At 69.7% G+C, this 12,952-nt stretch carries 11 protein-coding genes; 4 read left to right on the plus strand and 7 right to left on the minus strand.

The features are described 5' to 3' along the window. Nucleotides 1-46 precede the first annotated feature (46 nt). Complete coding sequence (locus tag ACYVKL_RS13250) at nt 47-1,348, minus strand: family 1 glycosylhydrolase (protein ID WP_379162801.1); 1,302 nt, start codon at nt 1,346-1,348, stop codon at nt 47-49. A 127-nt stretch (nt 1,349-1,475) separates the two neighbouring features. Here ACYVKL_RS13250 and ACYVKL_RS13255 point away from each other — a divergent pair, with 127 nt between their 5' ends. Then, nucleotides 1,476-2,852, plus strand: coding sequence for a DUF2252 domain-containing protein (locus ACYVKL_RS13255; protein WP_379162804.1), 1,377 nt, complete (start codon nt 1,476-1,478; stop codon nt 2,850-2,852). Nucleotides 2,853-2,861: 9 nt separating this feature from the next. Here ACYVKL_RS13255 and ACYVKL_RS13260 read toward each other — a convergent pair whose 3' ends face one another. Beyond that, a complete protein-coding gene (locus ACYVKL_RS13260) occupies nt 2,862-3,839 on the minus strand; it encodes a quinone oxidoreductase family protein (RefSeq protein WP_379162807.1) in 978 nt (325 codons plus the stop codon). A gap of 385 nt (nt 3,840-4,224) precedes the next feature. Further along, nucleotides 4,225-6,870: an ATP-dependent RNA helicase gene (locus ACYVKL_RS13265; RefSeq protein ID WP_379162810.1), complete on the minus strand. Its 2,646-nt coding sequence runs from the start codon at nt 6,868-6,870 to the stop codon at nt 4,225-4,227. A 145-nt stretch (nt 6,871-7,015) separates the two neighbouring features. Between ACYVKL_RS13265 and ACYVKL_RS13270 the strand changes: the two genes are divergently transcribed. Continuing rightward, on the plus strand, nt 7,016-8,557 hold the full coding sequence (locus ACYVKL_RS13270; protein ID WP_379162813.1) for a DUF4185 domain-containing protein: 1,542 nt from the start codon (nt 7,016-7,018) through the stop codon (nt 8,555-8,557). 16 nt (nt 8,558-8,573) lie between these two features. Here ACYVKL_RS13270 and ACYVKL_RS13275 read toward each other — a convergent pair whose 3' ends face one another. Both ACYVKL_RS13275 and ACYVKL_RS13280 read right to left on the minus strand, forming a co-directional pair. Further along, complete coding sequence (locus ACYVKL_RS13275) at nt 8,574-8,948, minus strand: cupin domain-containing protein (RefSeq protein ID WP_379162816.1); 375 nt, start codon at nt 8,946-8,948, stop codon at nt 8,574-8,576. A 47-nt stretch (nt 8,949-8,995) separates the two neighbouring features. Beyond that, entirely contained in the window at nt 8,996-9,370 is a 375-nt protein-coding gene (locus ACYVKL_RS13280) for a cupin domain-containing protein (RefSeq protein WP_379162819.1), read from the minus strand. A 47-nt stretch (nt 9,371-9,417) separates the two neighbouring features. Here ACYVKL_RS13280 and ACYVKL_RS13285 point away from each other — a divergent pair, with 47 nt between their 5' ends. Then, complete coding sequence (locus ACYVKL_RS13285; protein ID WP_379162822.1) at nt 9,418-9,888, plus strand: MarR family winged helix-turn-helix transcriptional regulator; 471 nt, start codon at nt 9,418-9,420, stop codon at nt 9,886-9,888. Between the two features lie 135 nt (nt 9,889-10,023). On the opposite strand, the gene ACYVKL_RS13290 is transcribed toward ACYVKL_RS13285, so the two are convergent. Continuing rightward, the gene (locus tag ACYVKL_RS13290; RefSeq protein WP_379162825.1) at nt 10,024-10,494 is read right to left on the minus strand and encodes a Fur family transcriptional regulator; all 471 of its coding nucleotides are present in this window, start codon (nt 10,492-10,494) and stop codon (nt 10,024-10,026) included. Nucleotides 10,495-10,611: 117 nt separating this feature from the next. Between ACYVKL_RS13290 and nicT the strand changes: the two genes are divergently transcribed. Beyond that, a complete protein-coding gene (gene nicT / locus ACYVKL_RS13295) occupies nt 10,612-11,742 on the plus strand; it encodes a Nickel transporter NicT (protein WP_455566206.1) in 1,131 nt (376 codons plus the stop codon). Here the strand turns inward: nicT and ACYVKL_RS13300 are convergent. Continuing rightward, the gene (locus ACYVKL_RS13300) at nt 11,713-12,945 is read right to left on the minus strand and encodes an RNA polymerase sigma factor (protein WP_379162828.1); all 1,233 of its coding nucleotides are present in this window, start codon (nt 12,943-12,945) and stop codon (nt 11,713-11,715) included. The genes nicT and ACYVKL_RS13300 overlap by 30 nt on opposite strands. Nucleotides 12,946-12,952 lie beyond the last annotated feature (7 nt).

A 12,952-nucleotide genomic window follows, 5' to 3' on the forward strand; every position in this document is an offset into this window, starting at 1 on the left:
CGCTTTTGGGGGCCGTGATTTCCGCCCGCGAACCGCGATTTCAGGCTCAGGGCGCGGTGACCGGGGCGGTGCAGCTGGCGGGCGGGTCGACCAAGCGGCAGTCGTCGGGCGGGCGGGACGGGAGGTAGCCGGCGGGCAGGCCGTTGCGGGCGATGATGTCGCGGTAGGTCGCGACGGCATCTGTGGGAATGCGCGTCAGGGTTGGGTCGGCGTGGACGTTGACGGTGTAGAGGCCGAATCGGGGTGTGTAGGAACTCCATTCGTAGTTGTCGGTGAGGCTCCAGTAGTTGTAGCCGCTGAGGTTCATGCCGTCGGATTTCGCGCGTTGCAGCCAGTAGACGGTGTCGCGGAGGTGTTCCGAGCGGGTGTAGGCGTCGGGACGGGGCGCGCCGTCCTCGGTGGGGATGCCGTTCTCGACTATCCACAGGGGCTTGCCGGGGAAACGTTGCGAATAGTGTTGGAGGGCAAAGTAGATGCCTTCGGGACGGACAGGGAGATCCCACATTCCGGACGGAGCGGGGGTGGTGGCGAGGTCCGGGGGTTCGTAGGCGAAGTAGTAGTCGATGCCGATGAAATCGAGTTTGTCGGCTATGCGGTCCATCAGGGGACCGTTGACTCGAGACTCCGCGCCGGCCACGTAGCCGACGTTGCTGGTAACCAGGGCATTCGGCTGGACCCGATGGATGTAGTCGTAGATGCTGTTGTGCGCCTCCGCTACTCGGTCCAGCATCTGATCGGCGTCGGTGTCGTTCTGGCGGACCTCGTGCATGATGTAGGCGACCGGCTCGTTGATGGTCACCCAGATGGGGTTTCGGGCGGCGAAATGGTCGACGACTTTGCACATATTGGTGAGCCAGTCCGACACCATGCCGGGATTGCGCCAGCCGCCGCGATCCGCCGCCCAGCCCGGATACACCCAGTGGTCCAGGGTCAGCATCGGGCGCATGCCGGCCGCCACGATCGCGGTGACCACGTCGTCGTAGTAGGCGAAAGCGGCCGGATCCCACACTCCCGGTCGGGGTTCCAGGCGCGCCCATTCCACGCCGATCCGAAATACCCGGACGCCCAGATTCTCGGCCGCGGCGATATCGGATCGAAACCGGGAACGGAAATCGACGGAATCACCCAGGCGATCCCAGCCGGGATTGGCTTCGATATAGCGGGTCCAATTGCTGTCGGGTGACTGGCCTTCGGATTGGAATCCGGAAGCCGCCACGCCCCAGAGGAAATCCTCGCCCAGCACGCCGGTGCGTGTCTCCGGTGCGGTGCTGGCGGCACCGGGCACCAGGAGCAGGGCAGCGGCCGTGACGAGCCCGGCCGCGACGAGACAGCGAAATCGAGTGCGCATCAGCACTTCCCCGGGACCAGTACTCGAAATGAGTGAATGCGGCTACTTACTCCTGGATAGCTGCGAATTGTTTCGAGCCAGTGCCAGGTCGATAGTGGTTTGGCACAATCGGGGATAGAGTCAGCGCATGTCGACATCGGAGACGGAGTCAACAGCGGACGCCGGAGACACTTCGGCGGCGGAAGCCGGCCGGGCGGTGCGCAAACGGGTGCCGCGGCGGTCGCTGGGCGAATGGAAAGCCACGGCGGACCGGCCGGATCCGATCGCGGTACTGGAGCGGCAGGCCACCACCCGGGTGCCCGAACTGGTGGCGATCCGATACCAGCGGATGGCCGCCGGACGCTTCCCGTTCTATCGCGGCGCGCCCGCGATCATGGCGTCCGACCTGGCGGACGCACCCAACACCGGCCTGCACGTCCAGCTGTGCGGCGACGCGCACCTGTCGAACTTCGGACTGTTCGCCTCCCCGGAGCGGTCGCTCGTGTTCGACGTCAACGACTTCGACGAGACACTGCCCGGCCCGTTCGAATGGGACGTGAAACGGCTCGCCGCCAGCGTGGCGGTGGCGGCACGCGCCAATGGGAGCGACGACGCGGAAGCCCGCGAGGCCGCGGTGGCGGCGGCACGGGCCTATCGCGAGACCATGGTCCGGCTGGCCGGCCTGGGCGAGACCGATGTCTGGTACGAGATGGTCGACGCCGAGGAGGTGGCCGCACTCATGCGGCCGCGGGATCGCAAACAGACCGAGAAGGTGATCAACCGGGCGCGGTCCCGCACCAGCCTGCAGGCGCTCGACAAGCTCACCGAGCCCGGGCCCGACGGCGCGCCGCGCATCAAAGCCGATCCGCCGCTGCTCCGCCCGATCCCGAAAGAGCTGCACACACAACTGATTTCAGTGCTGTCGGACTATCGCGACACCCTCCCCGAGGATCGGCGGGTGCTGCTGGACCGCTACGAACTGCGCGACATCGCCATGAAGGTGGTCGGCGTGGGCAGTGTCGGCACCCGATGCTTCATCGCGCTGCTGACCGGCCGCAACACCGGCGACCCCCTGTTCCTACAGGTCAAGCAGGCCGAGCACTCGGTGCTGGCGACACATCTGAGCGACAGCCAGTTCGAGCATCAAGGCCATCGCGTCGTGCACGGGCAGCGGCTCACCCAGTCCGCCGGGGACATCTTCCTGGGCTGGGCGACCGGCCCCGACGGACTCTTCTACTACTGGCGGCAACTGCGAGACATGAAGGGCTCCTTGGTCATCGACGACATGTCCGCGGCCCAGCTGCGCGAGTACGCGGGCCTGTGCGGGCACACGCTGGCCCGCGGGCACGCCCGGTCCGGGGACCGGACGGCCATCGCGGCGTATCTGGGCGGCAACGACGTCTTCGACAACGCCATCGGCGAATTCGCGCTGACCTACGCCGACCAGACCGACACCGACTACGCATCCCTGCTCGCCGCCATCGAATCCGGGCGGATCACGGCGGCGGAGAACGGATCGGCGTGACCGGACAGCTCAGGGGTTGACCGCGAGCACCAGCTTGCCGGTCGAGGAGCGGCCCGCCATCAGCCGGTGCGCGTCGGCGGCCTCCGCCAGCGGGAACTCGGCGGTGATCGGCAGCCGCACCTTCCCCGAGGTCGCGAGATCGAAGGCATGGGAAGCGATCTCGTGCAGCACGTCCGGGGCAGCTGCGCTCAGACCGAGAATGGAGAATCCGGCGATCGAACGGCCCTGCGGGTAGAGCTCCGGCGCGCCGATCTGCCACGGCGCCTCGCCGCCCGCATTGCCGAAGGACACCACGCGGCCGAAGCGGGCCAGGGAATCCAGTGTGCGGCGCAGGGTTTCACCACCGACCGACTCCAACGCCAGGTCCACCCCGCGTCCGCCGGTGGCCGCGCGGACGTCGGCGTCGAAGGTCGCGGACAGGAACGCGTCGTCGTACCCGTATTCACGGGCGTATTCCGTTTTGGCCTCGCTGGACACGACGCCGTATACCGCGCCCGCACCCGCGAGCTTGGCGATCTGGGCGGCCACCGTGCCGACCCCGCCGGCGGCGGCCTGCACCAGGACGGTATCGCCCGGCTGCAGGCGGCCGACGGTGTGCACCAGCGCGTAGGCGGTCGGCAGAACCGTGGGAAGTGTTGCGGCGGTGCGCAGTTCGACACCATCGGGGACCGGGAACACGGTATCGGCCGAGACCACCACCACCTCGGCGTACGCGCCACCGTCTGAGATGGCCGCCACCGGCTGCCCCACGCTCAAACCCTCGACGCCCGCGCCGATCGCCCGCACCCGCCCGGACAGCTCCAGCCCCGGCACGAACGGCAGCGCCGGTACCCGGTACCCCACCGAACGCGCCTGCAGGTCAGCGAAATTCACTCCGACGTAGGCCACGTCAATGGTCACCTGCCCCGCACCCGGCTCCGGAATCTCCACGTCCACCGACCGCAGCACCTCGGGCCCGCCGTACTCGTCGAATCGAATCGCGCGCATACCGCCACACTCCTCCCCCGCCTGCTCACCAGACGAGTCGCACCACATCATCCGGAACCCCGGACGCACCTGTGCAGCATGCCCGAGCGCACCGGTATTCCGCATGCGACGGTGCAGGCGCGCGGACCGTGGGCAACGTGTCCGGGCGCGGACATTCGCCATTCGCGTCCCTGCGCGATACACGCCGCAATTCAGAGCACTCGGCGTTGCGGGCGATGCGCATGGACGGTGGGCACGTATCCAGGCGCGGCCGTTCACCATTCGCGTCCCTGCGCGATACACGCCGCAATTCAGAGCACTCGGCGTTGCGGGCGATGCGCATGGACGGTGGGCACGTATCCAGGTGCGGCCGTTCACCATTCACGTCCCTGCGCGATACACCCCGCTATTCGGAGCGCTTGGCGTTGCGGGCGGTGCCCCGATGCGCGGTGACCGTCGTCGGGTCCTCGGGCCAAGCGTGTTTGGGGTAGCGGCCGCGCAGGTCGGCGCGGACCTGCGGCCAGCCGGTGCGCCAGAAGGACGGCAGGTCGGCGGTGACGGCCACCGGGCGCTGAGCGGGCGAGAGCAGGTGCAGCACCGGGGAAACGCGGCCTTCGGCCAGACGCGGGGTCTCGGTCCAGCCGAAGATCTCCTGCACCTTGACCGCGAGCACGGGCGGGTCGGCGGAGTAGTCGACGCGGACGCGGCTGCCGGAGGGGACCTCCAGGCGTTCGGGGGCGAGCTCGTCGAGGCGGGCGGCCGCCGGCCACGGCAGCAGGCGGCGCAGGGCTTGACCGGCGTCGACGCGTTCCAGGTCGGCGCGGCGACGAGCGGTGGAAAGTTCGGGGGCGAGCCAGGTTTCGGCGTCGGCGAGCAGGGCCTCGTCGTCGACGGCGGGCCACGGCTCGCCGAGAGTGCGGTGCAGGAAGTCCAGTCGCTGCCGCAGGCTGCGCGCGTCCTCGTTCCAACGCAACAGCCCCAGACCGCCGGTGCGCAGCCCGCGCAGCAGCGCCGCGGACACCAGACCCGGATCCGGATCCCGCAGCGGCTGCTCCGACAATACGATCGCCCCCAGCCGCCGCACCCGCCGCGCCACCAGATCGCCATCGACCCAGTCGACTTCGTCCGCCGTCTCGAGCAGATTGGCGGCCGCCTGGCGAGCCAGCTCTTCATCGGCCTTGGCGGCCAGCCGGATTCGACCCTCCGACTGCCCGGGATCACGCCCGGCCACCGCGATGGCCAGCCATTCGGCGTCACCGAGCCCACTCCCCGGCGGCAGGGTCACAGCGGTGCCGCCCGCCATCAGATAGCTGGCCGACCCCGCCGCGCGACGACGCGCGATTCGCTCCGGATAGGCCAGCGCCGCAACGAAAGCCGGGTCATCGGCCCGCGCACCATTTGCGACCGTCCGCTTCAGCGCGGCTCCGGACATCGGCACCGCTCCGGAGCCCGGCGGCACCTCCGGACTCGGCGCAGCTCCTGGGTTCGGCGCAGCTTCCAGACTCCGTGCAGCTCCTGCATTCGGCGCAGCGGCCGGAGCGCGCATCGCGCCCGAGTGCGGTTCGGCTGACCGACCATGCTCGGCGTCATCGCCCTCGACCAGGCGCGTAAGCCGCTGTGCCTCCTTCTGCCAGCGGGCCGGACGGTCGGCGCGCAGAGTTCGCAGGGCTGCGACCAGATCGACGCCGGGAGCCAGTGAGTCGTCGTCGAGTAGTGCCACCACTTCGGCGGCGGCGCGCGACCCGACCTCGGTGGCGCCGTCGAGGAGGGCGCGGGCCAGGCGTGGGTGCAGGCCCACGGCCGCCATGCGACGGCCCCGGTCCGTCACTCCCCCATGGTCGTCGACGGCGTCGAGTGCGCGGAGCACCGCGCGGCCGGCTGCCAGGCCGCCCGGCGGGGGTGCGTCCCACCACGCCAGGCCTTGTCCGTCGACGGTTCCCCAGCACGCCAGTTCCAGTGCCAGCCTGGTCAGATCGGCGGTGCGGATCTCCGGCTCGGGGTAGGCGGGGAGGGTGGTGTGCTCGTATTCGGGCCAGCAGCGCCACGCCCAGCCCGGGCCTTCGCGGCCCGCGCGGCCTGCGCGCTGCTCGGCGACGGCGGCCGAAACGCGGACGGTGGCAAGCCCGGACAGTCCGCGCCGATGGTCGATGCGGGGCACCCGCGACAGTCCGGAATCGACGACCGCGCGCACGCCGGGCACGGTCAGGCTGGATTCGGCCACCGCGGTGGACAGTACGACCCGGCGGCGGGCGCCCGGCCGCAGCGCCGAATCCTGGGCGGCCGCGGGCAATCTGCCGTGCAGCGGGACCACGTCCACGTCGGGTAGTCCCGACAGCAGCGCGGCGGTCCGCCGGATCTCGCCCGCGCCCGGCAGGAAGACCAGGACATCACCGGGGCTGCCGGCCAACGCCATCCGGGTCGCCCGCGCGACCTGCTGTTCGATCCGCTCGCGGGCCAGCGGTGGCACGTAGTCGAATTCGACCGGGTAGGCACGTCCGCGCACCTCCAAGACCGGTGCTGACGGCTCGGACTCCCCGCCCAGCAGCGCCGAAAGCCGGTCCGCCGCAACGGTCGCGGAGGTGGCCAGCACCCGCAGATCCGGTCGCAGTCCGGCGCGCGCGTCCAGCAGCAACGCCAGCAGCAGGTCCGCGTCCAGGTGTCGCTCGTGGCATTCGTCGAGCACCACCACATCGACCCCGGAGAGCTCGGGATCGTTCTGCAAGCGCCGCACCAGCAGCCCGGAGGTCACCACCTCGATGCGGGTGCCGGGCCCGACCTTGCGGTCGCCGCGCACCGAATATCCGGCGGTCTGCCCGACCCGCTCCCCCAGCAGCGCCGCCATGCGCGCGGCGGCCGCCCGGGCCGCCAGCCGCCGCGGCTCCGCCACCACCACCCGCCCGGCGGTGGTGGCGGCCAGGGCCAGCGGGACCAGCGTCGTCTTGCCGGTTCCGGGCGGCGCGACCAGCACGGCGGTGCCGTGGTCGGACAGCGTGGCGGCGATCTCGTCGAGCGCCCCGCGCACCGGAAGGTCGGGAAGGTCAGGCAGCTTCATTACCGTTCAGTCTGCCGTCCCCGCGGCGCGCCGCCGCGACCCCCTACCGGCGACCGATCCCGCGACCCGTCCAAGGTGATTCACCGCTGAACAAGATCGGTCTAAGGTGGTGCGCGTCGATCGCCAACGAGGAGCCGCCTACCCCATGGGAATTCGATCCCGCCGTCGCTCGAACCATGCCGAAATCCCTGCGGCGCTGTCGCTGTCGGCCGTGGTCACGCTGGGCGCGATGCTGTTGCCCGCCACCCCGGCCGCCGCCGCGCCGCACCCGTGGGCTCCCGCGCCGGTGAACAGCTGCGGAGAAACGGGATTCGACCCGGTCAATCGGCAGGCGGATCCGAGCGGATCGACTTCGCAGGCCCCGGTGACCGTCAAGGTGCCGATTCCGGTGCCGCAGATCGTGACCGTGCAGCAGTTCGCGCCCAAGCCGGACCAGAACCGCGTGGACGTCGACCTGCCCGCGGACCCGTGCGCCAGTCCCTGCCCGGACGTCCGCGACACCGTGGCCCCGACACCGCCCGCCGCGCCGGGCGGCGGCAGCGCATCACTGCCGCAGGTCGAGGTCACCACCGAGGCCGAGCCCATCCCCGTCGTGGTGCCCGGTGGTGAGCCGCCCGAGCCGCAGCCTGCCCCCACCGCCGCGCCCCTGCAGCAGGCCGTCCCCGCACCCCCGGCCGCCGCCGTGGCCGCGCCGCAGGTGGATTCGGTGGAGCTGGTGAATCAGGTGACCGGGCACGGCTCGATCAACCGGACCGATACCCGCTGGTCGGTGGACGGCACCGATCTGGGCTTGATGTGGGAGAGCAAGCCCGGTCAGGTCGCGGTCGTGTTCGGCGACACCTTCGGCAAGGGCTGGAAAGTGGGCGGCGCGGGCACCGACACGCAGGACTGGCGCAGCAATGTGATCGCCTACAGCAGCACCAAGGATCTGTCGCAGGGGCTCGTGCTCGACGACTTCGTGCAGAACAAGCGCTGCCACGCCGCCGAGATCCTGGACAGCCGCAAGGTCAAGAACTTCGAGACCACCACCATCCCCACCTCCGGTTTCGCCGTCGGTGACCGGCAGTACCTGACCTACATGTCGGTCAATCGCTGGTCCAAGATCCCGGGCATGTGGTGGACCAATCTCGGCGGCATCGCCTGGTCCGACGACAACGGGCGCACCTGGACCAAATCGCAGTGGGCCCGCTGGGACAACCTGTTCGGGCTCGGCCGGTTCCAGGTCGCGACCATGGTCCCGCACGGCGACTACGTCTACATGTTCGGAACGCCCAACGGCCGCCTCGGCACCATCGGCCTCGCCCGGGTGCCCGCCGATCACGTACTCGACAAGTCCTCGTACCAGTACTGGGTGAACGACGCCTGGGCGCCGGCCGACGGGGCCAACGAATTGCTGGCCACGCCACTGATTTCCGGCACCGCGAGTGAACTGTCGGTGCATTTCGACGCCGAATCCAACCGCTGGCAGCTGGTGTACCTGGACACGGTGCGCCAGCAGATCGTGCTGCGCACCGCCTCCGATCCCCAGGGAACCTGGACCGAACCGGTGACGCTGATCAACACCGAGGACTATCCGACCGCCTACGGCGGCTTCATCCACCCCTGGTCCACCGGCAAGGATCTGTACTTCACGATCTCGGCGTGGAACAGCTACAACGTCTACCTCATGCACGCGAAACTGAAGTGACGCAAGCTGATCCCGGTCACCGCGCCCAAGGGGCGATGACCGGGTCCTGACCGGGGATCAGGCCCTGGCCGCCGACCGGGAGCACCACCACGGCCTCGAACGGCTCGGAACCCGGGTTGGCCATGGCGAACTGCTGGTGCGCGGGCACCACCAGGGCGTCGCCCGCCTCCACGGTGAGGATCTCCGCGCCCATGGTCACGGTGAGCCGGCCGGACAGGGCGATGAAGATCTCCTCCCGATCCAGGGCGTGTGGCGGTGCGTCGACGCCGGGCTTGATACTGAGCCGCCACGCGCAGTTCTCGGTCGCGCCGCGACTGGGGGCGGCGAGGCCGACGAAGATGGCGTGCTCGTTCTCGAAGCGCGGGGCGTCGGCAGCGGTGATCAGCGGCATGTGCGGTCCTGTTCTCGGTGTCGGTGAATTCGGCTGAGCGGGTGGCCTTACTGCGCCCACGGCGGGCTGACCCGGTCGCCGCCGGGGGCCTGGGCGTACGCGCCGACCGGCAGGATGGCGACCGCTTCGAACGGCTCGTCGCCGGGCACCGACAGCTTGAACACGGTGTGCGCGGGGATCACGAGTGCATCCCCGGCCCGGAATTCGCTTGTCTCGCCGTCCATTTCGACGCGGGCGGCCCCGGCGAGCGCTACGAAGATCTCCTCCCGCGACACGGCGTGGGCGTGCCCGGGGTTGCCGCCCGCCAGGGTGAACCGCCACACGCTGTTCTCCTTGGATCCGCGGCTGGGTGCGGCCAGGCCGGTCGCGGTCATGAGCGGGGCCTCGAAGGTGGGTGCGTCGGCGGACTTGATGAGTGGCATAGTGTCTCCCAGATGTTCAACCAAGGTGTTCAACTACAGTTGAATATATGTCCCCGCGAACGGAGCGTCAAGAAATGGATTTCGGCGTGCTACTCGGCCAGGCCTACCAGTCGTTCGTGCAGCAGCTGCACGCCCACCTCGCCGCCCACGGCCACGAGGTGATGGGCGCGTCCTACGGCTACGTATTGCGTGCCCTCGCCGAATCCCCGTGCACGGCCAGCCGATTGGGCGAACAGCTCGGCATCACCGCCCAGGGCGCGGCCAAGGTGGTCGACGAGATGGTCCGGCACGGGTACGTGGAACGCCGCCCCGACCCGACCGACAAGCGCGCCAAACTGCTGCACCTGGCGCCCCGCGGCGAGGACATGCTGCGCACCGTGCGCGAATTCCACACCGACTACGAACGCCGACTCGCCGGGCGGGTGGGCGCGGGCGAGGTGGATACCGCGCGCACCGTACTCGTCGATATCGTCAGCGACGCAACCGATTCCAGCCGCAAGACCTTTCGCCCGCTCTGACCTGCCCCGGAAGTGGTCCGGGCCCACCCCGCGCGGGCCCGGACGGGGGTAAATCTATGTGCGCTCCCACCCACGCAAGGGGGGTAGATCACGCCGGTCGCGGGACTTTCGACGCCATCGGCGGGCCCGCTCACCTCATTGGGTGTGCTGGCAGGCCGGGCACAGCCCGTGCAGGGTCAGTCCCCCGGTGTCGGGCAGCACGAAGCGGCTGCCGGCGCGGGCCTCGGCCAACGCCTCGGCGAGGTGCGCCGAAGGGACCTCGTCGATGGCGCCGCAGCGGGTGCAGACCGCGTGATGGTGCGGCATGTCGGTGAGGCCGTAGCTGGTGACACGCTCGTCGATGACCAAGGCGTGCAGGACGTTCGCGTCGGTGAGCGTCGAGACGGTGCGGTAGACGGTGGTCAGGTCCACGTCGTGGCCGGTCTCGGTCAATACCTGCTGGATCTGGGCGACGGTGAGATGGCCGTCCTTGCGGGCACGATCCAGTGCCGTGAGCACGGCCAGCCGCGGCGCCGTGCAGCGCAGCCCGTGGTCGCGCAGCAGCAGGCGCGCGAACTGCTCTCCGGCCGGGGCCGGGGCATGGGTGTGAGCGGGAACGCCTGCCATGGGTACAGTCTGCCGCTTCCACCCGGTCGTCCGCCAACCCCGTCTTGCCAATGAGTTGCAACAAGAGGATCGTCGTGTTTACCTTCGACGAATTCGGTTCGCGTGGAGAGGCACCCGGTGGGATCAGCATTACAGCGGCGCGGAACGCTTCGAACCCTGACCGGCCGGCTGGCGCTGACCCGGCAGGAATGGATGCGACTCGCGGCGATGGCCGGGTTCATCGTCGGCCTGCACGTGCTCGGCTGGTTCACGCTGGTGGCCTTCGTCGCACCGCAGCATTTCAGCCTCGGTGACCGCACCCTCGGCATCGGGGTCGGGCTGACCGCCTACACGCTGGGCATGCGGCACGCCTTCGACGCCGACCACATCGCCGCGATCGACAACACCACGCGCAAACTCATGGACGAGGGGAAGCGGCCGCTGTCGGTGGGATTCTTCTTCTCGCTGGGGCATTCGTCGGTCGTGTTCGGGCTGGCGCTGCTGCTCTCGCTGGGGGTCAAGGCCATCGTCGGGCCGGTCGAGGACGATTCCTCGGCGCTGCACCACTACACCGGGCTGATCGGCACGACCGTGTCGGGAACCTTCCTCTACCTCATCGCCATCCTCAATATCGTTGTGCTGGTCGGCATTCTGCGAGTGTTCCGGCGTATGCGCGGCGGCGACTTCGACGAGGCCGAGCTGGAGAACCAGCTCGCGCGCCGCGGCCTGGTGAACCGGATCCTCGGCCCGATCATGAAATCGGTGACCAAGTCGTGGCAGATGTATCCGATCGGCCTGCTCTTCGGCCTCGGCTTCGACACCGCCACCGAGGTCGCGTTGCTGGTGCTGGCCGGTACCAGTGCCGCGGCGGGGCTGCCCTGGTACGCGATCCTGTGCCTGCCGGTCCTGTTCGCCGCCGGCATGAGCCTGCTCGACACCATCGACGGCACCTTCATGAACTTCGCCTACGGCTGGGCCTTCGCCAAGCCCGTGCGCAAGATCTACTACAACATCACCATCACGGGGCTCTCGATCGCGGTCGCCCTCATCATCGGCACCATCGAACTGCTCGGACTGCTGGCCGACCAGTTCGGCTGGACCGGCGGCCCGTGGGACGCCATCACCGGCATCGACCTGAACCTGATCGGGTTCCTGATCGTCGGACTGTTCGTGGTCACCTGGGCCGCCGCGGTCCTCACCTGGCGCTACGGGCGCATCGAGGAGAAGTGGAGCGCCGGGCTAGCGCAGGATCCCGCGCCGATCGAGTAGGAAGTCGCGCTCGGCGCGATTACGGGCGAGGTCGATGGCCGCGTCGTAGGCCTGCCCGGCCTGGGCCGTGCGTCCCAGCCGGCGCAGCAGATCGGCCCAGACAGCGTGGAAGAGATAGTGATCGCGCAGGTCGAGACCGTCGAGCACGCCGAGCGCGGCCTCCGGACCGTGCACCTCGGCCAGTGCCACGGCACGATTCAACGCCACGATCGGGCCGGGGGCGAGGGTTTCGAGCTGGTCGTACAGGGCGAGAATCTGCGACCAGTCGGTGTCCTGGGCGGTGCGCGCGTCCGCATGCACGGCGTTGATCGCAGCCTGGATCTGGTAGGGGCCGGGTCGATTGCGCCGCAAGCACATTCGAACCAGCGCCTGCCCCTCGTCGATGAGTGCCCGATCCCAGTGTCGCCGATCCTGCTCCGGTAGTGGAACGAGCCCGCCGTCGGGCCCGGTGCGTGCGGCGCGACGGGATTCGGTGAGCAGCATCAGCGCCAGCAGCCCCCGGACCTCCGGCTCGTCGGGCATCAGCTCGGCGAGTGCGCGACCCAGGCGAATCCCCTCCGCGCACAGGTCCGCCCGGATCAGCTGATCGCCCGCGGTGGCCGTGTGCCCCTCGGTGAAGATGAGGTAGACGACCGTCAGCACCGCGTCCAGCCGGGCGGGCAGCTCGGCCGCCGACGGCACCCGATACGGGATTCCGGCGTCCCGGATCTTGCCCTTCGCCCGCGTGATGCGCTGCGCCAGTGTCGATTCGGGGATCAGGAAGGCGCGGGCGATCTCCTCGGTGGTGAGTCCGCCCAGCAGCCGCAGCGTCAGCGCCACCTGGGCCGGACGCGCGAGCGCCGGATGGCAGCAGGTGAAGATCAAGCGCAGGCGGTCGTCGCCCACCGTGTCCTCCGGTGCGGGTTCGTCGCGCGCGTGCAGCAGCGCGGCCTGCGCGTATTTGTCGTGCCGGGCGGCCTCGCGACGCAGCCGATCGACCGCCCGGTTGCGGGCGGTGGTGATGATCCAGCCGGGCGGGCTGGGCGGCAATCCGTCCGCGGGCCAGCGCAGCAACGCGATGGCGAACGCGTCCTGCACCGCGTCTTCGGCGATGTCGACATCACCGAAGACGCGGATCAGGCTGGCGACGGCGCGCCCGTACTGGGTGGCGAAGACGCTCGCGATCGCCGCCACATCGATTGCACCGCTGCTCTTCTCGGCCATCGCGGTG

The sequence above is a fragment of the Nocardia tengchongensis genome (assembly GCF_054781395.1).

What these genes read in the sequence shown, in the direction of transcription:
- ACYVKL_RS13250 (WP_379162801.1), bottom strand. Translation starts at nt 1,348, where the DNA reads ATGCGCACTCGATTTCGCTGTCTCGTCGCGGCCGGGCTCGTCACGGCC.
- ACYVKL_RS13255 (WP_379162804.1), top strand. Translation starts at nt 1,476, where the DNA reads ATGTCGACATCGGAGACGGAGTCAACAGCGGACGCCGGAGACACTTCG.
- ACYVKL_RS13260 (WP_379162807.1), bottom strand. Translation starts at nt 3,839, where the DNA reads ATGCGCGCGATTCGATTCGACGAGTACGGCGGGCCCGAGGTGCTGCGG.
- ACYVKL_RS13265 (WP_379162810.1), bottom strand. Translation starts at nt 6,870, where the DNA reads ATGAAGCTGCCTGACCTTCCCGACCTTCCGGTGCGCGGGGCGCTCGAC.
- ACYVKL_RS13270 (WP_379162813.1), top strand. Translation starts at nt 7,016, where the DNA reads ATGGGAATTCGATCCCGCCGTCGCTCGAACCATGCCGAAATCCCTGCG.
- ACYVKL_RS13275 (WP_379162816.1), bottom strand. Translation starts at nt 8,948, where the DNA reads ATGCCGCTGATCACCGCTGCCGACGCCCCGCGCTTCGAGAACGAGCAC.
- ACYVKL_RS13280 (WP_379162819.1), bottom strand. Translation starts at nt 9,370, where the DNA reads ATGCCACTCATCAAGTCCGCCGACGCACCCACCTTCGAGGCCCCGCTC.
- ACYVKL_RS13285 (WP_379162822.1), top strand. Translation starts at nt 9,418, where the DNA reads ATGTCCCCGCGAACGGAGCGTCAAGAAATGGATTTCGGCGTGCTACTC.
- ACYVKL_RS13290 (WP_379162825.1), bottom strand. Translation starts at nt 10,494, where the DNA reads ATGGCAGGCGTTCCCGCTCACACCCATGCCCCGGCCCCGGCCGGAGAG.
- ACYVKL_RS13300 (WP_379162828.1), bottom strand. Translation starts at nt 12,945, where the DNA reads ATGGCCGAGAAGAGCAGCGGTGCAATCGATGTGGCGGCGATCGCGAGC.